Source organism: Ochrobactrum sp. EDr1-4 (assembly GCF_049199085.1).
GTDB lineage: Bacteria > Pseudomonadota > Alphaproteobacteria > Rhizobiales > Rhizobiaceae > Brucella.
Window position 1 is genome coordinate 778,647 of the sequence record NZ_JBLZOF010000002.1, and the last position, 25,434, is coordinate 804,080.

Below are 25,434 nucleotides of genomic sequence, written 5' to 3' on the forward strand. Positions count from 1 at the left end.
CAAGTTCATGGCTAAACAAATGAAAAGGCGTTGGAAAATAGCAATTGGCGGTGCCGCGTTTCTCGGCATTGCCGCAATCGGAACCGTGGTCGGGCTTGACTGGCTCGACCGCGCTTTTCCTCCGCCTTTGCCGGAACGGCTGACCATTTCCACCGAAGTTATGGATCGCGACGGCGCTTTGCTGCGTGCCTATGCAACGCCGGACGGCTACTGGCGCTTGAATACGCGGATTGAGGATGTCGATCCGAAATTCGTGAAAATGCTGATCGCCTATGAGGACAAGCGTTTTTACGATCATGGCGGCATTGATTTCACAGCGCTTCTTCGGGCCGCGTATCAGCTTGCAGGGAGCGGCCGTATTGTTTCCGGCGGTTCCACACTTTCCATGCAACTTGCACGCCTTATCGAGCCGCGCGAAAGTCGCAGTTTCGGCTCCAAGTTCCGACAGCTGGCGCGAGCGATCCAGATCGAACGGCGGTTGAGCAAGTCTGAAATTCTCGAACGCTATCTAACGCTTGCGCCCTATGGCGGCAATCTGGAAGGTGTGCGGTCGGCATCACTTGCCTATTTCGGCAAGGAGCCGCTGCGCCTCACCACGTCGGAAGCAGCACTTCTCGTGGCCCTGCCGCAATTGCCGGAGCGCCGACGACCGGATCGTGAGATGAAGAATGCTGTTGCCGCGCGGGATCGCGTTCTAAAACGCATGGTTTCGTCTGATGTTTTCACGAGCGAAGAAGCCGAGCGTGCATCGCGTGAGCGCATATCCGCGACGCGTCATCCCTTGCCTTCATTGGCCGCTCACTTTGCCGATCTCGCTTTGAAACAGGCACCGACCGAGGCCCGGCATCAGCTGACGCTTAAAAAGTCGGTGCAGGCTGGGCTTGAAGTTGTGGCACGCAAAGCTGCTGCGAAGCTTGGGCCAAAAGTATCGGTCGCCATGGTGCTGGCCGACAGTCGCAATGGCAATATTCTGGGTGAGGTTGGCTCCGCTGATTACTTCGATGGCAAGCGGCAGGGCTGGATCGATATGACCCGCGCCGTGCGCTCGCCCGGTTCAACGTTAAAACCTTTCATCTATGGGCTGGCCTTCGAGCAGGGACTGATTGCGCAGGAAACCATCATCGAGGACCGCCCGCAGGATTTTGCGGGCTATCGTCCGCGCAATTTCGATATGAGCTATCAGGGCGATGTCAGCATCCGTCAGGCGCTGCAAATGTCGCTGAATGTGCCGACCATCAGCTTGCTTGATGCAATTGGTCCTGCACGGCTCACCACGCGTATTCGACAGGCGGCGGTTAATCTGCAATTGCCGAAAGGTGAAGCGCCGGGACTGGCTATCGGCCTTGGTGGCGCGGGCATCAGCCTGCGCGATCTGGTGCAGCTTTATACTGGCCTTGCCAATGGCGGGCGAGGGGCAGCGCTTCGTGACGGCACCGAAGGTTCAGAACCTGTTCAACCATCGGCTCCTATTCTGAGCGAGCAGGCATCGTGGCAGATTGGCGATATTCTGGCTGGTGTCGTGCCGCCGCAGGGTGCTAAACGCCTCGGCCTCGCTTACAAGACCGGCACGTCCTATGGCTATCGTGATGCTTGGTCGGTCGGTTATGACGGGCGTTATGTGCTGGGTGTCTGGGTCGGGCGTGCCGATGGCGGCTCGGTGCCGGGCCTTGCTGGTTATGTTTCGGCAGCGCCCATCCTGTTTGAAGCCTTTGTGCGTTCGGGCATCGCGTCCGTGCCTCTGCCGCGTGCGCCTGTTGGCGCATTTCGCACAGCACGCGCCGATCTTCCTGTAACGCAGATACGCTTTTCATCGAGCAGCGATCCTCTGCCGGTTCTCAAAGCCACGATTGAGCCTGCACCACGTATTGTCTTTCCACCGGATGGCGCGCATGTCGAACTGAAAGCCCTGACCGATAATGCCTCGCCGCTGGTTCTGAAATTACAGGGCGGACGCGCACCGTTTCGCTGGCTTGCCAACGGCAAACCCATTGCCGAACCCAACCGCCGCCGCACAGCCACATGGCTACCGGATGGCACCGGCTATTCCACACTGACCGTTGTTGATGCAGGCGGACGCGCTGCCAGCGTGAAGGTTTTCATCGAGTGAAGGGATTTCCTAGTATGGCGAAGCCAAAATTGGCATCATTTTGAAGCATTCCTTGGAGCGAATTTCGGGTTCGCAGCCACACTAGGAGATTGTAATGCGGTTTGGTTCATATCTTACAGCTTTTGCCCTTACTTTACCGGTATTTACGTCCTTTGATATGGCACAGTCTGCAAGTGCTCAGGCAGTGGTTCCCGAAGAGGCAACAACCTGTGCATTCAGCGCATGGACGAGCAATAAAAAGCCTTTCATAGCAGTGCGCGGGGAGCCGTCCGATGCAGCGGAAATCGTCGGTCAGATACCGACAGTTTCAGATACTGCGGAGCCACAATATGCCTACAGCATTTATTTTGATGTGAAGGAGACCCGAGACGGCTGGCTTAAAATCGCCAATGCGAGCGATGCATATAATGAAGAAAGCGACGATTATGTTCCGCGCAAGATTTATAAGGGCGAGGGCTGGATCAGGTCAGACGAAGCTACAATCGGCATTCAGTCGGCAAGAGGATTTTTGAAGCCTGAAACTGAGAGCGAGCGTCTGCTTGATATCGGCAGCGACTGGCTGACGGAAATGGGCCAGATCAACAATATCCTCGCCTGCCATGAGGATTGGCTCTTGCTGGATTATACATTGTTGCGCAAACGTTTGCCCAGTGAGCAGCTTGTCGAGCTTTCAAGCGGTGAGCAATCGACTGGCCGAGCCTGGTTCAGAGGACTTTGCTCCAATGCTGAAACGACCTGTGATATGAAATCGGTCGATCAGTGACAATCAAAGCGGGACTCTAAGGCCGATCAAAGCCTCATCTCCATATGCGGCTTATTTAAATGCTAACCCTGTTCAGAAATTACCGCGGATCTGCTGGAGACTCGCTCCAGCAGATCCGCAGCTGTTTAAAATTTGCGGCTGAAAGAAACTTTCAGATTGCGTCCCGGCATAGCTGAAATGCCGTCGCTCAGATAAGGCTCGTAGTTTTTGTCGAAGACGTTTTCCAGAGCCAGCCGTAGTTCAGAATCCTTCATAACACCCTGTGTCGGCGTCCAGTTGAAAAACAGATCATGTACCGAATAGCCCGGAGCCTTGGGGCGATTATAACTCAGATCATCTTTGACATGAGAGGTTCTGTCCTGCTTGTCGACAAAGGTTCCTGTCCAGCCGAAATTGATATCCTGATCAGGCAGCTTATAGCCGAGTGTCGTGATCAGCGTCGTTGGCATGATATCGTTGATATAACTGTCTGGACCTTTGACGTTGTTGAGCGTGCCTTCGCGCCTTCCAATCATGTAGGTGAGGCTGGTATCGGCAAACATGAAGTTATTTTCATAATGTGCTTCAAGTTCGATACCGCGTGTATAGTAGGATGGCATGTTCCAGTAAAATGCTGCTTCACCTTCCTTCAAGTTCGCATTGTTTTTACTACCCACGCGCCGTCCAACCGGGTTGGAAATATGGTTGTTGAAGAACGACCCGCGCACCATCAGCATATCGCCGTCGGTAAACAAGCTATTGATCGCCGTATCTGCACCAATATTGATCGTGTTGTTGCGCTCAACGTTCAGATCCCGACTTGTGCCGGATGTCTTGGTCTGAATGCTCTGCGTTGAATAGATTTCATCAATGTTGGGCGCGCGCATCGCATAGGCCCAGTCTGCAAACAGACGCGTTGCAGGCGTGATCTGGTATGATGCGCTGACCGCCGGCGTGAAGCCATGATGTGAGGTGGCTGAATAATCGTGACCGGCGGCAGGATTATTATAACGAGGCGCAGCATTCGGAACGCCTTCCGAGCGCACATAGTCGTAACGAAGACCGGGCGTGATCGTCAGCTTGTCGGTAATTGCCATTTTATCGCGCACAAAGAACGATGTAACATCCTGTTTGCCAGCAGGCATGATCCATGGTGCATAATAACCGTAATTATACTGCGGATCTTTTGCATTGGCCTTATCGAACATCGTCACATCACGAACGTGATGGTTATACTGCACACCATAGTTCAGGCTGTGATCGATTCCACCCAATTCAAAATTTGAGGTGTTTTCAGCCTCGATATGAAAGTCCGAATATTTGGCATCGTTTTCTGTGCCGCCGAGTGATGCAGTGCCATTGACGCCGGGAAAGCGCTCTGCATGCATGTCGGTCGATGAATAGCTTGCCATAATGCGCGTATTCACCAGATCGCTGTCACCGTCATAGGTATGTTCCACAACGGAGGTGAAATCTTTGAGTTCGCGCCAAGCAAGGAGCCTTTGGATCGCTGCCTTATATGCTGGTGTACCAGGCACCAAAGCATTGCTGCTTGGCTCAAACTGTCCACGAATGGCTGCAAGTGGGCCCCAGTTGGCGCTTTCTCCATAAAGAACAGACGCTTTTACCGCATGGCCACCATATTCGCCGCTGAGCTTGCCGGAAAAGGATGTCAGTTCGGAGCTGGAATAGTTGTAAACATCACCACCGCCGACGCGCATATTGTCGCCCTTGCGCCATGTCAGGCTCGCAAGACCATCAAGATTTATGCCAGTTCCAAGATTGGAGCGGCCATATATGGCGCCCGTTTCAAGAAACTGTTTGTTTGCAGTCTGATAGCCGGTTTTGGCCCAAGCGCCCCAGTTTTCGCCATCACGCAACATATCGGCCGCGTCTTTGCTCTCAAGCTTGATCGTGCCGCCGAAACCACCATTGCCGTAGCGCACGGTGGTCGCGCCCTTTTCGATTTCGATGCGCTTGAGAAGTTCAGGTTCAACGAAGATCGTACCCTGATCGTATTTCTCAAAGTTCTTTGGAGCGCCATCGAGCAAGATACGAACGTCAGTCTGGCGTGAAAAGCCGCGGATGGCAATTGATTGACCTTCTGTGCGTACGCCGCCCAGCATCGAAACACCGGGTGTCCTCTTCACAAGTTCTGGAATAGTTGACGCCTGTGCCTGCTCAAGCTGTTCGGTTGTGATCTGCGACACGCGCGGGTCAAGCTCGGAAAAATTTACGCCAGTGATGCGGGCGATGTTGATTGTATCAAGCTGAAGGCTGCCATCGGTGACAGGGGCAATCGCATTATTTGCAGCGGTTTCGCGCTCCAGTCGAACAGTTTTGCTGCCAGTGAAACGGTATTGGATGTCGGTATTGCGCAGCAAGGTGGAAAGCGCTTCCACTGGCGTCATCGTTCCACGAACGCCTGATGTATTCAGGCCGCTGGTAACGGAAGCATCAAATGCGATTTGCAAGCCTGTCTGAACAGCAAGGCGATTGAGGCCGGTTGCAAGTGTACCTGCTGGAACGTTGACTGCAACAGCCTGCGTTGTTGCTTGCGCCATGGCGGGCGCGCTCAGAAGTGGTGTCAGAACTGTGCTGCTTAGAAGAACCGAGGCAAAAACGGTGCGTGCGCAGGTCGCAAGAATGCACGAGGCGGAGCTTTTCATTTCGTATCCAGTCTCAACGTTCAAGGCGTTGAACATTTGATGTTGAAGCAGTTACGCTCGCCGCGCAAACTGCCTTTCATGGAGTGGACGAATGAAATTGGCTGGCTGGGACATTCTTTTTAAAATTAATTGTGCAACACTGTTAGCAAGGAACCAACCCGCACCGCTTTGAGATCAAATGCATTGATGAAATCATCAAGTGCGGTTGATGGCGCTGACAGATCGAAAGTGCCGGTTACGCGGCGTTCTGCCAGATCATTGCTCGCAATCATCACGCGACCGGGAAGATGACGCGCAATATCCTCGATCACATGACCAAGCGGCTGATCTTCGAAGATAAGTCGTCCTGTGCGCCAAGATGCGGCCAGTTCCGGGTCTACTTTTGTAATTTTTCCGATGCCACTGTCACTGTCGTAAAAAACACGATGACCTTGCTCAAGGCGAAGGCTTTGATCAGCACTGAACATCGCTTTATCGGCGCTGGTCTGCACTTCAACAGCATGCTCGGTGACAACAACATCGGCGCCCTGACCTTGCAACTTAACATCAAACTGTGTGCCGAGCGCTGTCACTTCGCCATTTGCGGCGATAACGGTGAACGGACGCTGCTTGTCAGGTGCAACGGTGAAATAGGCTTCGCCCCGCAGGAGATAAACGCGTCTGCTTTCCTCTGTAATGTCAAAAGAGATCGCTGATCTTGAATTGAGCTGGACGGTAGAGCCGTCAGAGAGTTTGACGAATGGCATTTCGCGGCTTGCGGACATAACATCCGCGCGCAGACGCATCGGTCCATCGAAAGCGATGAATCCGCCTGCAATACCCACAAATATGACCATTGAAGTGACCGCTGCTGCAACAGGGAAACGTGGTCTTCTGGCCGCTGTTTTTGCAAAATCGGTATCCTGAAGCAGCAAGAAACGTGAGTCACTGAAAACACGCGAAGCTTTTGTAAATGCTATTTCATGACGGCTATCTTGCGCGCGCCATGCGGCGCACGCTTCAATCAATACCAAATCTTTGGGCGATGACTGTAACTGCATAAGCCAATCGACAGCCTGTTCACGGATAAGCCGTTCAGACTTTTCCGTTTTGGTTTTTGATGCACGCATTATGCCTGATCCAGTTCGTCGAGTCTGTAAAGGCAATGAATGAGTGCCTTGCGAAGATGCCGGTCTACCATGTTGCGCGTAATTCCAAAACGCTGAGCAATTTCGTCGGGCGACAGGTTGCCAATGCGGTGCGCAATAAAAATTCGGCGCTGACGATAGGGTAGTTCCATGATTGCATTTCGCAGGCAGTTGAGACGCTGCGGCATGTCAAGAGCGGTATCAGGATCGGTTTCAGCGCCGATGATGTTGGCGGCTTCTTCCTGAGTGCCCGAAAAGATTTTAGCTTCAAATTGTTCGCGTCGAAACCGATCAAATCCCAAGTTGATCGCTGCTCGCTTCAGAAAGGCACGGAGTGAAGATTTGCCTTCTAAATTGGTCTTCCGGTCTTTCAGCCTTACGTAGAGATCATGAACAATTTCATTGGCATTTGATGACGCGTGACCGCGTCGACGAACCGTGCGGCACAGTTCATCGTAATATTCGGTAATGGCCAAGTCGACGTCGACAATCTCACGCAATTGGAGAGCTGATGGCAGGTTGGATTTATCAGAGTGGTTCAAGGTGGGCACCGGTTGTGTGTGGCGGCACCATAGTGATGTGGGAAGCGAAACGCAATAATATATGAGCGATGCACTCATCTTAAGGCACTGCTGTTGCAGTTGGCCTACAGTCAGGGAACGACTGCGTTCGCAGCATGTCGGTCTGCGTGCGTGCAATCGACTCACATATTTTTACTCTTGTAATTTCAAATATACATATGTATTGATAGCGAGAGTTCGCTATCGGGTCGAAGGCAGAGGAGCCTTCCCGGGTGATCTTTTAATAGTCAGACGGGAGGAAGTTTCGTCTGATTTCCAAGGGAGGAATCTATGAAGAAGCTTGCTTTGCTGGCGGCTGTTGCTGCCTTTTCAGTACCTGTTTCGGTCATGGCGCAGGATGCGCCGGGAACTGTCAAAAAAGACAGCTATCGCTTTGTCATCGTGCCAAAGGTCGTGCATCCTTGGTTTGATAAGGTGAATGATGGCGCGCAGCAGGCTGCGGCTGCCCTTAAGGCGCAGACTGGCGCCAATGTTGAAATCGTCTACTCCGCACCACAGAGCGCAGACGTTGTTCAGCAGAACCAGATCATCGACAGTGCGCTTGCAACCCGTCCGGATGGCCTTGCACTTGATCTGCTCGATCCATCGGGCAACCGCGCATCGCTTGAAGAAGCACAGAACCAGAAAGTTCCGCTGGTCCTGTTCGACTCCGTGCCGCCTGAAGGCATGAGCATCACCCATATCGGTTCGGATTTCTGTGAGCAGGCCAAGATTGCTGCCCGTCGTCTGGTCGAAGTGCTCGGTGGTGAAGGCGAAGTCGCGATCATGATGGGCGTGCCAACCGCACCAAACCATTCAATCCGCGCGGATTGCCATCGCGAAGTGTTCAAAGAACATCCGGGCATCAAGGTCGTTGCTGAAGGCATCGACAATGATAGCATCGAAATCGCGCAGCAGCAGGCAGCTGCCATTATGCAGGCCAACCCAAACCTTAAGGGCTGGGTTGCTTCGGATGCGGCTGGCCCGATCGGTATCGGTCAGGCGATCGTTGAAGCTGGCAAGCAGGGCAAGGTTACGCTGGTCGGTCTCGACAATCTGCCAGAAATGCTCGACATGATCCGCAATGGTGTTGCTGACAGCTCGTCCGCATCGCAACCTGAACTTCAGGGTTACTGGTCGGTCATGACACTTTGGGCACAGGCAACTGGCGCTCCGGTTCCGGGCTATATCGACACCGGCAATGCATTCCTGACCAAGGAAAATGTAGGCAATTAATCCGTTCTGGACTTGTTGCAGGAGCACGGGTTCTCCCGTGCTCCATTCTTTCCTGTCCTATCGACTTTGACCGGCAGTTTGCCGGAAACGCAGCGATAGTTTTCCAAGGTGTCCATCATGGCTTATCTTGAAACAAGCGGATTAGGCCGGGATTTTCCGGGCGTAACCGCGCTGGATGGTGTTGACCTGAAAATTGAGCTGGGTCGCACACATATTCTTGCTGGCGAAAACGGTGCCGGCAAATCTACACTCGTTAAAATTCTGACCGGAACCGACAGCGCTTCGCGCGGTCAGGTGCTGATTGATGGCCGCGATCCGGTTACTGACGCAGCACTTTATAAAAACGTCGCCTATGTTCCGCAGGAACTTACACTTTTCCCGCAGATGAGCGTTGCTGAAAATCTGTTCATGCCGTTCAACAGAACCGGCCATGGCGGCTTTACCGTCAACCGCAAGGCGTTGCTGAAAGAAGCGAAATCCTATCTCGACCGCTTCGGAATCGAAGCGCAGGCAGATGATTTGGTTGACAATATCTCCGTGTCCGATCAACAGCTTTTGCAGATTGCACGCGCCTGCACAAATGAGCAGATGAAGGTGCTGATCCTTGATGAGCCGACATCCTCGCTGACGCGGGTTGAGGTCGAACGTGTTTTCAAGGTTATCCGCAGCTTGCTTGATCGCGACCATGCGATTGTTTTCATCAGCCACAAAATGGAAGAAGTCTTTCAGATTGGCGATGATTATACGGTTCTGCGCAATGGAACGAAGATCGAAAGCGGTCACATCAAGGACGTAACGGAAGCGGATCTGATCCGCGCCATGTCTGGCCGTGACCTCTCCTTTGATGAGCATTTCCGCCCGTCAAAGCCTACCACTGAAACCATCATGGAAGTGCGTGGACTGTCCGGCTCTCGCTTTGAAGACATCAGTTTTGATCTGCGTAAGGGAGAGATTCTTGGCTTTGCCGGACTGGTGGGCGCTGGGCGCTCCGAAGTGATGCAGACGATCTTTGGCTTTCTGAAAGCCAAAGCAGGCGAGGTGAAGGTCGAGGGCGAAAGCTGGGCACTGAATGACACGTCGCGTTCGGTTGCCAATGGAATGCTTTACCTCTCGGAAGAACGCAAACATCACGGCATTCTGCCTCTTCTGTCGCTACGCGAAAATATCGGTATTTCGGTTTTGTCATTGACCAGCGGAAAGCTGGGCATCTCGGATAGTCGCGAACGCAATATCGTGCAGAAGATCATCGATGATTACGGTATCCGCACGTCGGGCATGGGTAAGCGCATTTCGCAGCTTTCTGGTGGCAACCAGCAGAAGGCGATTATCGGTCGCGCAATGGCTACTCGTCCGCGCGTACTCATCTTCGATGAGCCGACCAAGGGCATCGATATCCGCACTAAATCCGAAATTTATCGCATCATGAAAAATCTTGCCGAAGAAGGCGTGGGTGTCATCCTCGTTTCTTCCGAACTCAACGAACTGCAGAAATGCGCAAGCCGTATCATCACCATGCATAACGGCCATATCACCGGTGAGTTTTCCACCACCGATACCAACAATGAAACACTCGTGGGCGCGATCTTTGGAACAGAGGTAAAAGCCGATGCAAACTAATCCCCTTTCCAATCTCATCCGCACGCCGCTGGCCGGTGTTTTTGTGGCTCTGCTGGTAATCTTCGCCCTTTCAGCGATCATGTCGCCCTACTTCCTGACGACTTACAATCTGTCGGTTGTGGCGCGCGGTTTGGCCTTTGTCGGCCTCATTACCATTGCACAGTCGATGCTGATGGTGCTGGGCGAGCTTGATCTGTCGCTCGGTGTTATTGGCGGATTGAGCGGCGTCGTCTCCGGCATATTGATGATGCGGATGGGCTTCGAGCCTTATTCCGCCATGCTGCTGGCTATCCTGCTTGGACTTTGCCTCGGCCTGTTCAACGGGTTCCTCGTCACCTTCCTGCGGTTGCATTCGCTGGTGCTAACCATCGGTACGGCAGGCATCTTTGGTGGAGCCAATCTGGTGCTGACGCGGGGTGTTGCTATCACCGGTATCCCGCGCGAAATTCACTTCCTTGGTCGTGGCGACTTTTTTGGAATTCCTGTGCCGTTCCTGATCATGTTTGTGGTGCTGTTGATCGCTACTTTCGTGATGCTGAAAACCCCGTTCGGACGTTACATGTATGCCATTGGTAACAACCGCGACGGTGCACGTATGCTGGGCATTCGCGTGGATCGCGTGCGTCTGATGGTGTTTGGCTTTGCCGGTGCCATTGCAGGGCTTGCTGGCGTTCTGATGGTTGCGCGTCTTGGCACTGCTCAGCCGTCGATTGGTGATAGCTGGGTTCTGGCTCCAATCGCTGCTTCGGTTATTGGTGGTGTTGCTACAACTGGCGGCATCGGCAGCCCGATTGGTGCGATCTTCGGTGCGGGTATTATCGCTATTATTGAAAACATTATCGTTCTGTTCGGTGTCTCTCCTTATTGGCAGGGCATTGTTTCGGGTGCAATCGTCGTGCTGGCCATCTCATTCGATGCTATATCGCGTCGTTATCTGCGCCGGGATGCGCACTGATCAGGCAATAAGTTTAAGAAAGCCAAAACTATGAGTGAACAAGTCAAAACGAAGAAGCTGATCAACGCGCCTGAAAATATCATCGCAGAAATGATCGAAGGCATGGTTGGCGCGCATCCTGATATCTTGCGCGTCGAAGGCGAGACAGGTCGTGCGGTTGTTGCGGTCGATGGGCCGCGTGAAGGCAAAGTCGGTATTGTTGTGGGCGGTGGCTCAGGCCACGAGCCAGCTTTTGCGGGTTATGTCGGTCGCGGTCTTGCGGATGCAGCCGCTGTTGGCAACGTGTTTGCTTCTCCATCGCCTGCACATATTGCGGAAGCCGCACGCGCTGCCGATGGCGGTGCTGGCGTGCTGATGCTTTACGGCAATTACACAGGCGACGTTCTCAACTTCACTATGGCTGCTGAAGAACTCGCACAAGACGGCATGGATGTGCGTCATGTCGCAGTAGCGGATGACGTAGCTTCTGCGCCACTTGATCGCAAGTCGGAGCGTCGCGGAATTGCCGGTGATTTCTTCGTATTCAAAGTTGCGGGTGCTGCCGCTGATCTGGGTGAATCCCTGCCGCGTGTGGAAGCGCTTGCACAGGCTGCGAATGAGGCGACCCGCTCGATGGGCGTGGCGCTTAGCCCTTGCTCGCTGCCACAAACCGGCAAGCCAAACTTCTCCATCGGCGACGACGAGATGGAAATCGGCATGGGTTTGCATGGCGAGCCGGGCATCCGCCGCCAGAAGCTTGCACCTGCCGATGAAGTGACTGACGAGCTGGTAGCAGCCGTTTTAAAAGAACTTGAACTCAAAGCTGGTGATCGCGTTGCTGTTCTGGTCAACGGCCTTGGCGCAACCACGCATATCGAGCTTTACCTGATCTTCCGCCGCGTGAAGCAGATTCTTGATGGTCGAGAAATTCAGATCCATGCCTCATGGGTCGGTGAGTATGCGACATCGCTCGAAATGGCTGGCGCTTCGGTAACGCTGATGAAGCTTGATGCCACTTTGCAGACACTGCTTGATCATCCATGCCACACGCCAGCTCTGACTGTCGGTGCTGTACAGGCAAGCGACCGTGAACCAGCTTCACACCGCAAGGCAGCACGCACTGTTGAACATAAAGAAGCAACATCAGACGCGCCCCGCTTGCTCATCACCGATGGCGATGTGACACCTGCACTGTTCAAGGCAATGATGATGAATGTCGGCAATCAGATCATTGCCGAGAAGAACTGGCTTTCGGAACTTGATGGCGTGATTGGCGATGGCGATCATGGTATCACCATGGAGATCGGCTGGAAGGCTGTTCAGCATGCGCTCGAAGACGAACAGGACGATGAAACCATTGAAGCCATCTGCAAGCGCATGGCGAAAGCGTTTCTCGACGCGGTGGGCGCTTCGTCCGGCCCGCTTTATGCGACAGCATTCTTGCGTGCAGGCACTGCCGTCAGCAACCGTTTGAACCTTGATGGAACCGGTATTGCTGAATGGCTTGCAGCGGCATCGCAAGGCATCCAGGACCGGGGCCGCGCGGCACCGGGCGACAAGACGATGATCGATGCCTGGGTTCCGGCGGTTGAGGCTGCAACAGCGGCGGCACAGGCTGGAAAATCCACGCTCGACGTGCTGATTGCGGCGCGCGATGGCGCGGAAGCGGGCATGAAAGCGACGGCTGCAATGGAATCGCGTCGCGGACGTTCAGCCAAGCTTGGCGAGCGATCCATTGGCCATATCGATCCCGGTGCAGCGTCTACATTTGTAACGTTGCGTGCCATGGCCGAAGCGCTGCAGAACCGCGCCTGACAAAAAATCGTTTAACTGTGTGATACAGTGGCAAACTGTGTTTTTTGGAACCTTTTGGCTTGCAATTCAGGTTCCTCCATAAAAACAACACGATAGAGTGTCGGCTGTGTTCTCCTTGAACGCAGCCGTTTTTTTCGTCAACGCTTTGCCCAATTCTTCCTGTGTGTAAGGCATGAAAATTCCAGATTCGCTGCTTGCCAGCAGGTCGGTTTTTCATGTGTCTAGGTGTCTCTAATAAAGCGTGTTGGAGTTGATTCGCCGTTCAGATTATGTACGGTTCGAATGAGGCCCTCTTTATTTTATTGCAGGGATTTTAGGCATGACTCTCAACTTGATCCATCTTCCAAATTTCAGGAAGACGTTTTTCGGAACGGCATATCAGACTGATATCCTTGCCAGAATGGTGCGCATTCGTGATGAGATCGGTTGTCGGCATATCATGCATGCCTACCGCAATCGGTTAAGCAACAGCTCCCGGAACTTTTCGTCTGATCTAACCGTAGTGACCTCCGCGCCCACCAGTTGGATGGTGAAATATGCGGCTACAAATTATTTTTCCGTCGATCCTTTATTTCAGGAAGATGCGCCTTTTTTCCGCAGTGACGTCCATGGGCTTGTGCATGATCTCAAACGCGATGCTGATAAAAGTAAGCATATAGCGGATATGTTTCGCGATGCGGAGAAGCAGGGCTTAGGCAATGTCCATGTAGCTGTTTCTGCCCGTACACCTAAAGGGATTGCTGGCTGTTCTCAATTCAGCTTCCAATTGGATACGCTTATTGATCGTCAAGAATTTATAGCAAATTTGCGGCCACTGCTGATCAGCGCTGCCGGTCATCTTCATCACACGCTTTGCGATGGGCGAGAGATGAGTGCTGCCGTTGCTCTTTTGACCCAGCGTGAGTTGGATTGTTTGCGCTGGGCTGCAAATGGCAAAACAGACGGCGAAATCGCAGAAATTTTGAACATCGCGCGCTGGACGGTTGTGACCTATCTTCAGAACGCAAAAATCAAGCTCAATTGTTCAAACAGAACATCGGCAGTTGCAACGGCGTTGTCGCTCGGCATTATCGATATGCCTGAAGTCCAGCATCTTTTCTGATATGCCTACGCTTATTATCGGCCATCGCTAGGCAATTTTGCGCAAGGAAAGCTTTGCATCATCGATTGCGTCAGCCAGTCGGGCTGTGTTGTGCGTCGGGTTCTCATCCGGGTTGTCAAAGACGATATGGTTGAGTTCTACGCTTGCGGTCTTACCGGAAAGAGTGAGGCGGAAATAAGCATAGACACCCTTGTTGCGGAATTCCATGTCCAGAGTAACGGATGGGTTGCTGAACCAGTCGCAAACAAAGTCGCAGCCATGACCAAGGGTGAGCGTGCCGGGATAAAAGTAAAGTTCTGTCGCGGAATTGACGATGTCGGCAATATTGGCAAGCAATTCGCATCTGATGAATGCAATATAATCTGCTGGATCAACAAGACGAAGATCTGCAACAACGTCACGGATATTGCGTGCTATTATCGCTTCACGTTCATTTGAAAACTGCATGCTTTTCATCGTGTTATCACCAGTATTGAAGAATTGAGATATACTATATTAGTGAATAATGATTTCATTGAAAAATTGTTCAATTTATTGTTCGTCGAGTATTTATAACACGAATAAGTTCAGCGACGGCCTTATAAAATTCTGGTGCAATCATTTGATCAACATTGACTTGTTTGTAAAGAGCACGCGCCAGCGGAACGTCTTCAAATACAGGGATAGAATTTGCCGTTGCAATTTCTCTAATCTTCAATGCAATCAGGTCCTGACCTTTGGCAACGACAATAGGGGCAGCGTCTTCATTGGGCTTATAGCGCAAGGCAACGGAGAAATGCGTTGGGTTGGCGACGATCAGCGTTGCTGTTGGTACAGCGCTTATCATGCGGCGGCGGGCGCGATCACGAGCGAGCGAGCGTAGCCGGCCCTTTACCAGTGGATCGCCTTCGGATTGTTTGAGTTCGTCTTTTACCTCTTGTTTGGTCATGCGCAGTTCTTGTTTCCAATGAATGCGCGACCATGCAAGGTCGAATGCGGCAATCGCTGCAATTGCTAAGAGATTTGCCACCAGCAACCGAACGAGGTTTTCGCGTAAAAACTCTGGCAGGCCGCGAGGGTCGGTCGCGATGGCTTGTGTGAAGAGATCGTTGCCCTTGAAGAAGACGAAGAAGACTATTACGCTTGCTGCGGTGAATTTTGCCAGAGACTTTAGAAACTCGACCTGACCTGATCGTCCGAAAATCCGCTGCCAACCTTTGATAAGCGATATGCGTGAGGCCTGCGGGCGAATACGCTCACCCACCATGCTCGGAGCATTCTGAAAAGCGGAAGCGGCTATCCCGGCAAGCGGAATGATAATAAAGACTGGCACCAATGCCAGACCAATAGCCAGTGCCGCGAGCGTGAAAAGCTGGCTGGCATCTTCTGCACTGTTGAGTAGCCAATCCTGCGGACGATCAATGAGTTCACGCAAAAATGCAGTGAGCTTTGCCGTCGCGGGAGCGGCTATGAAGACGGCAATGACAAGAAATGAGGCAAAACCGGCAAAAGCGGGGATTTCCCGCGAAAACGGCATGTTGCCTTTTTCAATGGCATCCCGAATTTTCTTCTCGGTTGCTTCCTCGGTTTTGCTCTCTTTGTCGGTATCATCAGACATGGGCTAAGTGGGCCTTATTCGTCTGATTCAAGCGTAATAATGCCGCGTTCCGACAAATCGATTGCGATACGAGCAATCGCGCGACGCGCATCGGTTATATTTTGGCTCGTTATATTGCCTTGTTCTGTGGTGAGCTCGCTTTCGACCATACGGCGACCACGTGCGGACAATGACGAGAGGATCGTTTCCTGCAGTGACGCATCTGCGCCGCGTAGCGCTGTCGCGATCTGCTCCGTCTGGACTTCATCAAACAGCAGAAGCCGGGCACGTTGCGAAAGGCGTTCAATATTTTCAAAGCTGAAAAGCTTGGCTTGAATGCGCGCTACATCGTCATGGCTGAGGTCTTTAAGGCTTGCCATGAGCTCTTCCATCTCCTGACGGTCGAGCTGATTGAATATATTGGCGATCTGTCCGTGATGCGCTTTAACCGGTCCAGTATCGCTGCGACCTAGAAGATCGCGTCGCAAAACATCTTCCAGAAGCTCGGAAGCGGCAGGCGCAACATTGCCAATGTGAAGCGAACGCTGCACGACCGCGCCACGCAATTGTGGCGGCAGGCCCACGAAGATGCGCGCAGCCATGTCGGATGGAAGTTTGGAAACGATATAGGCGATGATCTGCGGATGCTGGTCCGCAAGATAATCCTGTAAGTTCTCAACGGACAGACGTGTGATCTGAACCCAAACGGATTCCTGCACGAGCTGCGGCTGAACACGCTCTTCAAACACGGCGTCCGCTTCTTCCTGCGGCAACGCTTCGCGCAGCAACCCTTCAAAGCGTTGTGCCGCCTCAGATACCGGTGCGCCTTCCGCAAATGAATCTTCAAACTGCTTGACCAGCAGTTCAAAGTCTACCGGAGCAATTGGATCAAGTGTCCGTGCGTGCCCCGCAAGCTTGCGCAGATCATCAGAATTAAAATGCTTGAGCAGTTTTGAGGCCGACGGGCGTCCGATGGCGACAAGAATTGCAGCCGCCTTTTGCGGGCCTGAAAGTGTATCGATCAGTCCGCTTGCGCTATCGTCGGAAGACTTTTGCTGTTCATTGTCGGCCATGATGAATCCGTTACTTGCCGATAATTTCGGTGAGGCTGACGCCAAAACGTGAAGAATCGTCTTCAAGAACGATCACTTCGCCGCGCGCAATGACACGTCCGTTGACGACGATGTCGACTGGATCACCGATCTGCTTATCAAGGGTGATAACAGCACCGCGTCCAAGTTTCATAAGGTTGGCGACTGGCATGGTTGTGCCCCCCAGAACCACCTGAACATCGACGGGAATACCCATGATGAGTTCGAGATTGGGCTTGGAACCACCCGCCTTGGCAGCGCGGGGCTTGTCTTCGCGCAGCTCTTCAATTGCTTCGTCAAGTTCGTGCTGCATCTTCTGTTCCTTGCTGCCGCTATTCATGCTTTTGCTCGTCACGCTTGACCTGCGATTTCAATGGTTGCCTTCTTCACTGCGCGGCGCACAAAAACTGGCAGAGCTTTCTTTTCAATCGGTGCCTGCATAGTGGTGTGTTCAGGCGTCGCATTTTCTTTGCGAATAGATAGCTCTGAAACATTGCGCGCATGTCGAATATCGCGGGTCAGCGCCTTGCGCAGGCGGTTCAGCTCTTCAATAGCCTCATCCATCTCACGGCGCACACGTGCGGTTTCGCCAAGGCGTGCCTCAAGACGTGCTGTTTCGTCAGTCAGATCTGTTCGCTGGCTGCGCAATGATTTTGCGACCCGCTCAAGCCCGTTGGATGCGGCGGCAACGCGCAGCGTCAACAGTTTGCCGAGCTTAATGGTTTCGTTTGCTTTGCGTCCAACCACAATCAGCGCACCAAGTGAAGCGAGGGCCATGAGTGTTGAAAGAATGTTAGCCAGCAACAAGCTCATCGATAAAATCCTCTTCCTGATCGACAGGATCGCCAATCTTGACTGTAAAATGAATGCCGGACTTGCCGAGTGAGCATTTGAAAAGTTGCTGGGTGCCCGCACGCAGGCGCACTTGTTCCATCGCGTCGGCTGGCAATTTGAGCACCTGACCGACTTCAAGCCGGGAAAGTGCATCAAGGGTCAGGCTGCCTTGCTGAATGAAGGCCTCCAGATCAATGCGAGCACGGCTGACTTCCTGTCGCATCCTCTTTGCCCATGCCGGGTCGGCTTGATTGACCGGGCGGCGCAGAAACGCTGTAACAGCATCCTGCATCGGCTTATGGCTGCTGCGTGGCAGCAAAAGATGTATAAAGCCAGTCTTGCCTGCCGCAGCCACTTCTATCTGGCAATTGAAAAGGCGGGACTGATCCAGATCATCACGGTTGAAATCCGCGGTATCAAGACATTCCCCAGCTGTGAAAACTGAATTGCCATTGCCCGTGAAAACCTGATCGAGAGCCTTAGCGAAGTAAGATGCAATAACACCCGAAACCTTGCGCTCCATCATACCGAAGGGACGTTCAAGGTCAGTGCTTCCCAGATTGCCCTGTGCACCAAACATGGCCTCAATAACCGCAAAGACCAGTGTCGAATCCGCTGTTACAAAGAGCGAGCAACCCCAATTATCGGCTTTCAAAGGCGCGATGATCGCTGCCTGCTCAAGGATCTGGCTTAGTCTGTCATTGTCGGTTATGTCGACAGAACCTGCATCGGAGGAAAATGCGGCAGCCGAGCCTTCTGCAAGGTGAGAGCAAAAATGCAGGGATGCATCTTTAAAAACATGCGCGAGTGACTTTAAATCGTCGCCGGAAAGTCCTGCTGCTCGGAGCAGGTTGTCAGCAAGGACATCACTCTTGCGGCTTTGGCTGAAGCCCGTCATGTCACGCCGCCTGCTGGAGCGGTGTGCTCGACATTGTTTCTTGTTCAACTACATCAATGCTTGGACGCTCATAGGCCGAAATTGTCTTGCGACCATATTCCAGAGCAATTTGTGGCAGCGAACCGTTCATGTAGGCCAGAAGGGTTTGCTTCACGACAACATAGAGCCGATTGTTCTTCTCGCGCGTCATTTTGATTTTCGTAGCAATCGGCGTGACGACGCCATAAGAAAAGAAGATACCGGCAAATGTACCAACAAGTGCGGCACCAATCAGACCGCCAAGCACTTCTGGCGACTGGTTGAGCGCGCCCATGGCCTTGATAACACCCAGAACAGCGGCAACAATACCAAGAGCTGGCAGCGCTTCGGAAATGCTGACCATTGCCTGATAGGGCTTGAGGCGGTCGCGGGAGATTGTGTGAATTTCTTCGTCCATAAGAGCTTCGATTTCATGCGGACGAACATTTCCGACGATGATCAGACGGCAATAGTCGCAGATGAAATGCATCAGATCTTCATTTTTCATGATGCTGGGGTAAGCCTGAAAAATGGGAGATTCTTTTGGGTTGTCGATATGAACCTCAACTTCATTGCGCGATTTAGCGCGCAGTTCGCGCATCAGGCTATAGAGCACACCAAGAACGTCGAGATAATCGCGTTGTTTTGGGACTTTATTGGTAAATGCTTCCATACAGGCACGGCCTGTGTCCTTTACCAGCGATAAAGGATTGGCGACGAAGAACGTGCCAAGAGCAGCACCCAGAATGATGACGAATTCCCACGGCTGGATAAGCACACTGACGTGACCGCCCATAGCGATAAAGCCGCCCAGCATACAACCGAGTGTGATGGCAAGGCCGATGAGAATACCCAAAGCTTAAAACCCCAAAATAAAATTTCTTTAAATGCACTCTATGGTCGTCGCCTTGCGCGAAGCTTGCCATCAGGCACGGTGTGAAATCAGCTTCGGACAAGCTTGAGCTTTCATAAAGAGCCAAACACCAGCAGGGGGTCTTTGCCAATGGTCGATACGATGACAAGTTATCGTCTGATAGCGTCTGACATGACGCGGTCATTGCAGCGCGTATCGAAAGAACCTGTGGTTGAGCGCGAAACCGCCTACTACAAAGAGAACATTGGCAATGTGAAATCGATTGATGATTTCATGTCGGATACACGATTGTTCAATTATGCGATGAAGGCTTACGGCCTTGAAGATATGGCTTATGCTAAGGCCTTCGTTCGCAAAATCCTGACCGAAGGTGTTGTCAGTGATGATGCCATGGCCAACAAGCTAACCGATAAGCGCTACAAGGAATTTGCGACTACCTTTGATTTTGCCGCTAAGGGCGACAAGGCGACTGAAGCTACTGCCGCACAGCAGGGCGTCATTGATAAATATATGCGCCAGACGCTTGAGAGCGACGCTGGTAGCCAGAACGAAGGCGTGCGTTTGGCGTTGTATTTTGAGCGCAAAGCATCGACCCTGACCAATGCCTATGAAATCCTTGGCGATAAAGCATTGTTGTCGATGGTGCAGGCAACTTTTGGCTGGCCTGCTTCTATGTCTAATGCGGATATCGATAAACAGGCAAAGATGATCGAAGAGCGGATCGATTTCGATAAGATGTCTGATCCCGATTATGTGTCAAAGTTCATTTCCCGTTTCACGGCTATGTATGAAATGAACAACCCGACCAGCAGTTCGCCCGCATCGATCGCTTCGCTGCTATTGGGGGGAACATCATCGGTTGGCATTTCGATGGATATTTTAAGCACCTTGCAAAATTTTAGGCCGGGCGGACGCTGACCGATGCAGAATAACTCGATCTATGTTGGCTTGTCTTCGCTGGTTACGCTTGAGCGGCGCATGGATGCTATCGCGCATAATGTCGCCAACGTCTCTACTGTTGGCTTTCGCGGCGAGGGCACCAAGTTTGAATCGATCGTTTCAGGCAAGACCAATGATGCGGTGAGTTTTGCAAGTGCGGGTAAAAGCTATATTCGCACCGAAGCCGGTCCAATGATTAAGACCGATAACCCACTTGATGTTGCCGTAAAAGGCGACGTCTGGATGGCGCTTTCTACCCCGCAAGGCCAGGTCTACACGCGCGACGGTCGCATGAAAATGATGGCGACGGGCGAACTCGTTTCAGTGATGGGTAACGCTGTTCTCGATGTGGGCGGCGCGCCCATTATGCTCGACGCGAATGCCGGTGCTCCAAAGATTTCAAGCGATGGCGCTATCTATCAGAATGGCGCGCAAATCGGCCAGATTGGTCTCTATTCTATTCCTAAAGATGCTGAACTGAAATATGCGGGCAATTCCGGCGTCGTTTCAGATAAGCCAGCTGTTCCGGTTGTTGATAGTAACAGTGTGGGACTGGTGCAGGGTATGATCGAAGGCTCCAATGTCGATGCCATGTCCGAAATGACTCGATTAATCAGTGTCAGCCGTGCTTTTGAGCAGGTCAATAATCTGTTGAGCCAGCAAGAACGCACCGTCGCTGAAGCGATTAAAACACTGGGCTCCAAAAACGGATGATAGCTGATCTGCCGCTCACACGTCTTGCTGCTTTAGTTCGCCAGCAGGCATTTGCACCGAGACCACTTACCGGTCTTGGTGGTACGGTGAGCGATGTGTCGCGTTCTGCGATTGCGGTTCGTGGACTCTCACGAAAAGCGCACCTTGGTGATGTGGTTGCCATTCGTGCAGATAGCGGTCAAAGCCGCGCAGAAATCATTCGCGTGGCGGATCGTCAAGTGCTGGTAAAGCCCTTCGATGATCGGATCATACCTGCTTTGGGAGCAGCTGTTTTCGAGGAAGGGCCGCTGCGTATTTGTCCTTCGCCAGAATGGCGGGGGCGGGTGATCAACGCCCTTGGCGAAGCGGTTGATGGAAAAGGGGCTATGCAGCCCGGTGCTCACGCGATGGCTTGCGAAAATCTGGCACCGGCAGCCTTGCGCCGTTCGCGTGTGGATCGTGGTCTTCGGACCGGCGTCAATGTCATTGATATTTTCACACCGCTTTGTTTTGGCCAGCGTATTGGCATTTTTGCGGGTTCAGGTGTGGGTAAATCCACGCTGCTCGCTATGATGACGCGTGCTGCGGATTTTGACACGGTAGTACTGGCACTAACCGGTGAGCGCGGTCGCGAAGTGCGCGAGATGCTCGAAGAAACAATGGCCGGGCATCTCGATAAGACTGTAACGGTTGTTGCAACGGGCGATGAAAGCCCAATGATGCGTCGACTTGCACCCAATACCGCAACGGCAATTGCCGAATATTTTCGTGACCTTGGTCAGAATGTGCTGTTGATTGTCGATTCCGTCACACGCTTTGCGCATGCAGCGCGTGAGGTGGCAATTGCGGCTGAAGAGCCGCCCGTTTCGCGTGGTTATCCGCCAAGCGTATTTAGTCAGTTGCCACGCCTGCTCGAGCGCGCTGGTCCCGGCGTGAGCGATGCGGGTGGGAGCATAACCGGCATTTATTCGGTGCTGGTGGATGGCGATGATCATAATGATCCGGTGTCCGATACCATTCGCGGCACGCTCGATGGCCATATCGTGCTTGACCGGGCTATTGCAGCGCAGGGTCGCTTTCCAGCGGTCGATATTCCTGCGTCGGTGTCGCGCCTTGCAAAGCACAACTGGTCTGCCGACCAGCGCAAGCTTGCAGGTCAATTGCGGGCGATGGTAGCGCGGTTTGAGGAAACCCGCGATCTTCGCGCGATTGGCGCTTATCAAAAAGGCAATGACGGCCTGCTTGATCAGGCTGTTGATCTGGTGCCGAGAGTTTACGAAGCGCTGCAACAATCGCCAGAAACAAACGTATCCGATGATCCATATTTAGACCTTGCCGCTGCTTTGCGCGGCGAGAAGCAGGCATAAGGCGCTATGAAGGGCTTTAACAAAAATAAAGAGGATCAGGTTCTGGCCAAGCTTGCCGCTGAGGTGGAAGCTGCGACCTTGCAAAATACTGAGAAGAAGCCGCAAAGTCAGGTGGACCACTATCTGAAAGTCAGTGCAATCGCCCTTGCGGTGGTCTGTGCCATGCTTCCGGTGGTTACTTATTTGCAGCGTGTCGATCTTAGTCTTTCAAAGAAGAATGATACCAAGATTACCGATCCTCTCAACAGAACGGATCAAAAGACGGTTCGTCATTTTCCCTCATTTCGCCCAAATGAAGAAGCGGCGTCAAATGAGGGCATCGACACGATGAAAACCGGTTCGATTATGTCGAATGGTAAGGGATTGCCGGGCGCTACTGATGGGCAGGGCGGTGAGGGAAGCAGTGAGGGCAAGCCATTGCCAAAGCCAGTTTTCGCGTTACGCGAAGTTGTTGGCAGTATGGCAATGATCGAGGACATATCAGGCTATTGGTTTGTGGAAAAAGGCTCACTTTTACCCGATGGGAGCCGTCTTGTTTCGATCCGGCGCGGCCAGAGCGGCGGCAATTGGCAGCTCACGACGTCTACAGGCGGCGTGATTGATATGCGTCGATAGAGGATATCTTTTTAAAGTTTACTCAGCGCAAGCTTGACGCAAGTTCCGACCTTTAAGTTAATCGAAGGTAAATGCGGGACACTCGCGGGAAATATCATGAGCTCAATCCATCTGCTAGATTTGGCGGCAAGGCAGGCACAATGGTTGTCAGTAAGACAGGCAACGGTTGCTGGAAATGTTGCTAACGCCAATACTCCGGATTTTCGAGCGCGCGATGTCCAGCCTTTCGCGGATGTGCTGAGCAAAACCCAGCTCACTATGGCTGCAACCAATGCACAGCATTTGGAAGTCGAAGCCAACGGCATCGCTGGCGCGCGTTTGCGTCCTGAAAGCATCACTGAGCAGACCCATTCCGGCAACACCGTTGATGTTGAGCAGGAAATGATGAAGGCCGGTGAAATCTCGCGGGATTATTCGCTCAACACAAGCATCGTCAAAGCGTTTCATCGCATGATGCTGTCGGTTGCAAAGGGATAATCCATGTCATCTGACGCTTTGCAAAATACGTTAAAGATTGCCGCCTCCGGTCTGTCGGCACAGTCGACCCGACTGCGCATTGTTTCCGAAAATATTGCGAATGCACAATCAACGGCAAAGACCGCCGATGCTGACCCATACCGCCGTAAAACAGTTTCGTTTCGCACGGAGCTGGAACAGACGACGGGTGCGGCGCAGGTTCGCGTAACCGAAATCGGTCACGATATTTCGCCCTTTGTTGAGCAATATGATCCAAGCCATCCGGCGGCGGATGCACGTGGCTATGTCCAATACCCTAACGTCAATATGGTCGTCGAAATGGCGGATATGCGTGAAGCAAACCGTTCATATGAAGCCAATCTACAAGTCGTCAAGCAGGCGCGTGAATTGATCTCAATGACCATCGATCTGATGAGGAACACATAATGTACGACTCAATCATGAGCATTTCGGCACGCAATGCTCTGTCGCGCCTCACTGAAACGGTTGCGCAGAATAATGTCGGTTCCACGCAGGCTCCGCAAGCTGTCCCAACCGCGCCGGGTGCATCTTTTGGTGATGTGCTTTCGCAGATGACGGACTCAGTCGGTCAGAAATTACAGGCAGCAGAAGCAACCTCGATTCAGGGCATCAAAGGTGATGCACCTGTGAGCGACGTTGTAAACTCGGTTATGGAAGCGGAGCGCTCGCTGCAAACAGCAATCGCGATCCGCGACAAGATCGTACAGGCCTATCTCGAAATCAACCGCATGCCAATTTGATCAGAGCCTGATCAGATCAGCATAACGGAGTTAAGGACGCGCTATGAAAGCCCTGACGATTGCAGCAACAGGCATGAATGCCCAGCAGCTTAATCTGGAAGTGATTGCCAATAATATTGCCAATATCAACACGACTGGTTTTAAGCGTGCGCGCGCCGAATTTTCTGATCTGCTTTATCAGGCTGAGCGCTCTGCCGGTGTTCCCAGTCAGGCCAATCAGGCGGTTGTGCCAGAAGGCGCGCTGGTTGGTCTTGGCGTTCAGACGGCTGCGGTGCGAAATGTGCATATGCAGGGCAGCTTCAACCAGACAGGCAATCCACTTGATCTGGCGCTGACGGGTAAAGGCTGGTTTCAGATCCAAAGCCCGACCGGCGAAACGCTTTATACGCGCGCGGGTGCATTCAATACAAATGCTGATGGCCAGATGGTCACGATGGACGGCAATCTCGTTCAGCCTGATATTACCATTCCGGCCAATACGATTGAAGTCGTGGTCAATGATTCCGGCGAGATTTTTGCCAAGGTTCAGGGAAATGCTGGCATTGAAATCGGACCGGCAATTGGTCGTTTAGCACTGGCTAACTTCACCAATGAAGCAGGACTTGAGCCACTTGGCGGCAATCTCTATCGTGAGACCGAAGCATCGGGCGGACCGATTGCGGGCAGCCCCGGCGACCCGGGCTTTGGCACCGTCAAACAAGGTTATCTGGAAGCATCTAACGTCGATCCGGTGAAGGAAATCACCGATCTGATTTCGGCTCAGCGCGCCTATGAAATGAACTCAAAAGTCATTCAGGCTGCGGACGAAATGGCTGCAACTGTGTCCAAGAATATGCGCTGATGGTGAGTGGGATGATGATGCGCGTGAAGCAAGCTATTCGAAACACAAGCGCGGCAATCCTCGCCGCTTTTGTGATATTGAGCGCTCCGGTTGCCAACGCTGCCGAACGCATGGCTTTCTTCGTGCCGTCAACAACCGTCTATCCCGGTCAGGTTGTAAGCGATGTTTCGCTTGTGGAGAAGAAATTCTACATCAGTCCGCCTGCCGCCAGACAATATGTGCTCTCGCCTGAGCAAGTCACTGGCAAGGTTGCTCGCAGAACCCTGATTTCCGGCAAGCCTATTTTGATTGCGGCTCTGTCAGAGCCGTCGCTGGTTACGCGCGGCGTACCAGCCTTGATGGTTTTCACATCCGGCCCGCTGACCATTACAGCAACCGGCACGCCGCTCGAATCGGGTGCTGTTGGCGACTTCATTAAAATTCGCAATGCCGATAGCGGCCTGATTGTATCGGGAACCGTGCTTGCAGATGGTCGGATTCAAGTGGGGATGCAGTGAGAAAATACGTCACCACACTGATTGCCTGCCTCACACTCTTGGTT

Annotated in this window: 26 protein-coding genes; 16 read left to right on the forward strand and 10 right to left on the reverse strand. The window is 52.7% G+C overall.

Annotation, left to right across the window (positions count from 1 at the left end; genetic code table 11):
• Positions 1-7 precede the first annotated feature (7 nt).
• On the forward strand, positions 8-2,107 hold the full coding sequence (gene pbpC, locus ACOZHT_RS09945) for a penicillin-binding protein 1C (RefSeq protein WP_421565662.1): 2,100 nt from the start codon (positions 8-10) through the stop codon (positions 2,105-2,107).
• Between the two features lie 94 nt (positions 2,108-2,201).
• The gene (locus tag ACOZHT_RS09950) at positions 2,202-2,870 is read left to right on the forward strand and encodes a hypothetical protein (protein WP_339513042.1); all 669 of its coding nucleotides are present in this window, start codon (positions 2,202-2,204) and stop codon (positions 2,868-2,870) included.
• Positions 2,871-2,995: 125 nt separating this feature from the next.
• Here ACOZHT_RS09950 and ACOZHT_RS09955 read toward each other — a convergent pair whose 3' ends face one another.
• The 3 genes from ACOZHT_RS09955 to ACOZHT_RS09965 all read right to left on the reverse strand — a co-directional run bounded on the left by ACOZHT_RS09955 (position 2,996) and on the right by ACOZHT_RS09965 (position 7,196).
• Complete coding sequence (locus tag ACOZHT_RS09955; RefSeq protein WP_339513040.1) at positions 2,996-5,518, reverse strand: TonB-dependent receptor; 2,523 nt, start codon at positions 5,516-5,518, stop codon at positions 2,996-2,998.
• Positions 5,519-5,643: 125 nt separating this feature from the next.
• Positions 5,644-6,627 carry a FecR family protein gene (locus ACOZHT_RS09960; protein ID WP_339513038.1) on the reverse strand — a complete coding sequence of 328 codons (984 nt, stop codon included), beginning with the start codon at positions 6,625-6,627 and terminating at the stop codon, positions 5,644-5,646.
• The gene (locus ACOZHT_RS09965) at positions 6,627-7,196 is read right to left on the reverse strand and encodes an RNA polymerase sigma factor (RefSeq protein ID WP_421565700.1); all 570 of its coding nucleotides are present in this window, start codon (positions 7,194-7,196) and stop codon (positions 6,627-6,629) included. The genes ACOZHT_RS09960 and ACOZHT_RS09965 overlap by 1 nt, the downstream gene beginning before the upstream one ends.
• Before the next feature lie 300 nt (positions 7,197-7,496).
• On the opposite strand from ACOZHT_RS09965, the gene ACOZHT_RS09970 reads away from it, so the two are divergent.
• From ACOZHT_RS09970 to ACOZHT_RS09990, 5 genes are all read left to right on the forward strand, one after another.
• Positions 7,497-8,441, forward strand: coding sequence for a substrate-binding domain-containing protein (locus tag ACOZHT_RS09970; RefSeq protein ID WP_339513034.1), 945 nt, complete (start codon positions 7,497-7,499; stop codon positions 8,439-8,441).
• Between the two features lie 117 nt (positions 8,442-8,558).
• Positions 8,559-10,058, forward strand: a complete 1,500-nt coding sequence (locus ACOZHT_RS09975; protein ID WP_421565663.1) for a sugar ABC transporter ATP-binding protein — start codon at positions 8,559-8,561, stop codon at positions 10,056-10,058.
• Entirely contained in the window at positions 10,048-11,013 is a 966-nt protein-coding gene (locus tag ACOZHT_RS09980) for an ABC transporter permease (RefSeq protein ID WP_339513030.1), read from the forward strand. Before ACOZHT_RS09975 ends, ACOZHT_RS09980 begins: the two co-directional genes overlap by 11 nt.
• Before the next feature lie 30 nt (positions 11,014-11,043).
• Positions 11,044-12,807, forward strand: a complete 1,764-nt coding sequence (dhaL, locus tag ACOZHT_RS09985; RefSeq protein ID WP_339513029.1) for a dihydroxyacetone kinase subunit DhaL — start codon at positions 11,044-11,046, stop codon at positions 12,805-12,807.
• A 319-nt stretch (positions 12,808-13,126) separates the two neighbouring features.
• Positions 13,127-13,909 (forward strand): helix-turn-helix transcriptional regulator, encoded by a 783-nt coding sequence (locus tag ACOZHT_RS09990; RefSeq protein ID WP_421565664.1) that lies wholly within the window; start codon positions 13,127-13,129, stop codon positions 13,907-13,909.
• A 27-nt stretch (positions 13,910-13,936) separates the two neighbouring features.
• Here ACOZHT_RS09990 and ACOZHT_RS09995 read toward each other — a convergent pair whose 3' ends face one another.
• From ACOZHT_RS09995 to motA, 7 genes are all read right to left on the reverse strand, one after another.
• Positions 13,937-14,365: a hypothetical protein gene (locus ACOZHT_RS09995; protein ID WP_339513027.1), complete on the reverse strand. Its 429-nt coding sequence runs from the start codon at positions 14,363-14,365 to the stop codon at positions 13,937-13,939.
• A gap of 70 nt (positions 14,366-14,435) precedes the next feature.
• On the reverse strand, positions 14,436-15,506 hold the full coding sequence (gene flhB / locus ACOZHT_RS10000; protein WP_339513025.1) for a flagellar biosynthesis protein FlhB: 1,071 nt from the start codon (positions 15,504-15,506) through the stop codon (positions 14,436-14,438).
• A 14-nt stretch (positions 15,507-15,520) separates the two neighbouring features.
• Positions 15,521-16,558, reverse strand: coding sequence for a flagellar motor switch protein FliG (locus ACOZHT_RS10005; protein WP_339513023.1), 1,038 nt, complete (start codon positions 16,556-16,558; stop codon positions 15,521-15,523).
• A 10-nt stretch (positions 16,559-16,568) separates the two neighbouring features.
• Complete coding sequence (gene fliN, locus ACOZHT_RS10010) at positions 16,569-16,916, reverse strand: flagellar motor switch protein FliN (protein WP_339513021.1); 348 nt, start codon at positions 16,914-16,916, stop codon at positions 16,569-16,571.
• Between the two features lie 11 nt (positions 16,917-16,927).
• Entirely contained in the window at positions 16,928-17,389 is a 462-nt protein-coding gene (locus ACOZHT_RS10015) for a BAB2_0123 family type IV secretion system effector (RefSeq protein ID WP_339513019.1), read from the reverse strand.
• Positions 17,370-18,308 (reverse strand): FliM/FliN family flagellar motor switch protein, encoded by a 939-nt coding sequence (locus ACOZHT_RS10020; RefSeq protein ID WP_339513017.1) that lies wholly within the window; start codon positions 18,306-18,308, stop codon positions 17,370-17,372. The genes ACOZHT_RS10015 and ACOZHT_RS10020 overlap by 20 nt, the downstream gene beginning before the upstream one ends.
• 1 nt (position 18,309) lies before the next feature.
• A complete protein-coding gene (gene motA, locus ACOZHT_RS10025) occupies positions 18,310-19,182 on the reverse strand; it encodes a flagellar motor stator protein MotA (protein ID WP_339513016.1) in 873 nt (290 codons plus the stop codon).
• A 147-nt stretch (positions 19,183-19,329) separates the two neighbouring features.
• Between motA and ACOZHT_RS10030 the strand changes: the two genes are divergently transcribed.
• From ACOZHT_RS10030 to flgA, 9 genes are all read left to right on the forward strand, one after another.
• On the forward strand, positions 19,330-20,118 hold the full coding sequence (locus tag ACOZHT_RS10030) for a DUF1217 domain-containing protein (RefSeq protein WP_339513015.1): 789 nt from the start codon (positions 19,330-19,332) through the stop codon (positions 20,116-20,118).
• Between the two features lie 3 nt (positions 20,119-20,121).
• Positions 20,122-20,853 (forward strand): flagellar basal-body rod protein FlgF, encoded by a 732-nt coding sequence (gene flgF, locus ACOZHT_RS10035; protein WP_421565665.1) that lies wholly within the window; start codon positions 20,122-20,124, stop codon positions 20,851-20,853.
• Positions 20,850-22,199 (forward strand): flagellar protein export ATPase FliI, encoded by a 1,350-nt coding sequence (fliI, locus tag ACOZHT_RS10040; protein WP_339513011.1) that lies wholly within the window; start codon positions 20,850-20,852, stop codon positions 22,197-22,199. The genes flgF and fliI overlap by 4 nt, the downstream gene beginning before the upstream one ends.
• Positions 22,200-22,205: 6 nt before the next feature.
• Positions 22,206-22,814, forward strand: a complete 609-nt coding sequence (locus tag ACOZHT_RS10045; RefSeq protein ID WP_339513009.1) for a hypothetical protein — start codon at positions 22,206-22,208, stop codon at positions 22,812-22,814.
• 96 nt (positions 22,815-22,910) lie between these two features.
• Positions 22,911-23,291 (forward strand): flagellar basal body rod protein FlgB, encoded by a 381-nt coding sequence (flgB, locus tag ACOZHT_RS10050; protein WP_339513007.1) that lies wholly within the window; start codon positions 22,911-22,913, stop codon positions 23,289-23,291.
• 3 nt (positions 23,292-23,294) lie between these two features.
• A complete protein-coding gene (gene flgC / locus ACOZHT_RS10055; RefSeq protein WP_310013654.1) occupies positions 23,295-23,717 on the forward strand; it encodes a flagellar basal body rod protein FlgC in 423 nt (140 codons plus the stop codon).
• Entirely contained in the window at positions 23,717-24,052 is a 336-nt protein-coding gene (locus ACOZHT_RS10060; RefSeq protein ID WP_339513004.1) for a flagellar hook-basal body complex protein FliE, read from the forward strand. The genes flgC and ACOZHT_RS10060 overlap by 1 nt, the downstream gene beginning before the upstream one ends.
• Before the next feature lie 43 nt (positions 24,053-24,095).
• Positions 24,096-24,893, forward strand: coding sequence for a flagellar basal-body rod protein FlgG (flgG, locus tag ACOZHT_RS10065; protein WP_339513003.1), 798 nt, complete (start codon positions 24,096-24,098; stop codon positions 24,891-24,893).
• A gap of 14 nt (positions 24,894-24,907) precedes the next feature.
• Positions 24,908-25,390: a flagellar basal body P-ring formation chaperone FlgA gene (gene flgA / locus ACOZHT_RS10070; RefSeq protein ID WP_421565701.1), complete on the forward strand. Its 483-nt coding sequence runs from the start codon at positions 24,908-24,910 to the stop codon at positions 25,388-25,390.
• Positions 25,391-25,434: the final 44 nt, after the last annotated feature.

Bases quoted from the DNA above. Each gene is read 5' to 3' on its own strand.
- ACOZHT_RS10005 (WP_339513023.1), bottom strand. From the start codon at position 16,558: ATGGCCGACAATGAACAGCAAAAGTCTTCCGACGATAGCGCAAGCGGA.
- pbpC (WP_421565662.1), top strand. From the start codon at position 8: ATGGCTAAACAAATGAAAAGGCGTTGGAAAATAGCAATTGGCGGTGCC.
- ACOZHT_RS09980 (WP_339513030.1), top strand. From the start codon at position 10,048: ATGCAAACTAATCCCCTTTCCAATCTCATCCGCACGCCGCTGGCCGGT.
- ACOZHT_RS09960 (WP_339513038.1), bottom strand. From the start codon at position 6,627: ATGCGTGCATCAAAAACCAAAACGGAAAAGTCTGAACGGCTTATCCGT.
- flgC (WP_310013654.1), top strand. From the start codon at position 23,295: ATGTCATCTGACGCTTTGCAAAATACGTTAAAGATTGCCGCCTCCGGT.
- ACOZHT_RS10030 (WP_339513015.1), top strand. From the start codon at position 19,330: ATGGTCGATACGATGACAAGTTATCGTCTGATAGCGTCTGACATGACG.
- dhaL (WP_339513029.1), top strand. From the start codon at position 11,044: ATGAGTGAACAAGTCAAAACGAAGAAGCTGATCAACGCGCCTGAAAAT.
- ACOZHT_RS10060 (WP_339513004.1), top strand. From the start codon at position 23,717: ATGTACGACTCAATCATGAGCATTTCGGCACGCAATGCTCTGTCGCGC.
- flgG (WP_339513003.1), top strand. From the start codon at position 24,096: ATGAAAGCCCTGACGATTGCAGCAACAGGCATGAATGCCCAGCAGCTT.
- ACOZHT_RS10045 (WP_339513009.1), top strand. From the start codon at position 22,206: ATGAAGGGCTTTAACAAAAATAAAGAGGATCAGGTTCTGGCCAAGCTT.
- ACOZHT_RS09970 (WP_339513034.1), top strand. From the start codon at position 7,497: ATGAAGAAGCTTGCTTTGCTGGCGGCTGTTGCTGCCTTTTCAGTACCT.
- fliN (WP_339513021.1), bottom strand. From the start codon at position 16,916: ATGAATAGCGGCAGCAAGGAACAGAAGATGCAGCACGAACTTGACGAA.
- ACOZHT_RS10015 (WP_339513019.1), bottom strand. From the start codon at position 17,389: ATGAGCTTGTTGCTGGCTAACATTCTTTCAACACTCATGGCCCTCGCT.
- ACOZHT_RS09975 (WP_421565663.1), top strand. From the start codon at position 8,559: ATGGCTTATCTTGAAACAAGCGGATTAGGCCGGGATTTTCCGGGCGTA.
- flgA (WP_421565701.1), top strand. From the start codon at position 24,908: ATGATGCGCGTGAAGCAAGCTATTCGAAACACAAGCGCGGCAATCCTC.
- ACOZHT_RS09950 (WP_339513042.1), top strand. From the start codon at position 2,202: ATGCGGTTTGGTTCATATCTTACAGCTTTTGCCCTTACTTTACCGGTA.
- flgB (WP_339513007.1), top strand. From the start codon at position 22,911: ATGAGCTCAATCCATCTGCTAGATTTGGCGGCAAGGCAGGCACAATGG.
- ACOZHT_RS09995 (WP_339513027.1), bottom strand. From the start codon at position 14,365: ATGAAAAGCATGCAGTTTTCAAATGAACGTGAAGCGATAATAGCACGC.
- fliI (WP_339513011.1), top strand. From the start codon at position 20,850: ATGATAGCTGATCTGCCGCTCACACGTCTTGCTGCTTTAGTTCGCCAG.
- ACOZHT_RS09990 (WP_421565664.1), top strand. From the start codon at position 13,127: ATGACTCTCAACTTGATCCATCTTCCAAATTTCAGGAAGACGTTTTTC.
- ACOZHT_RS10020 (WP_339513017.1), bottom strand. From the start codon at position 18,308: ATGACGGGCTTCAGCCAAAGCCGCAAGAGTGATGTCCTTGCTGACAAC.
- ACOZHT_RS09955 (WP_339513040.1), bottom strand. From the start codon at position 5,518: ATGAAAAGCTCCGCCTCGTGCATTCTTGCGACCTGCGCACGCACCGTT.
- flgF (WP_421565665.1), top strand. From the start codon at position 20,122: ATGCAGAATAACTCGATCTATGTTGGCTTGTCTTCGCTGGTTACGCTT.
- flhB (WP_339513025.1), bottom strand. From the start codon at position 15,506: ATGTCTGATGATACCGACAAAGAGAGCAAAACCGAGGAAGCAACCGAG.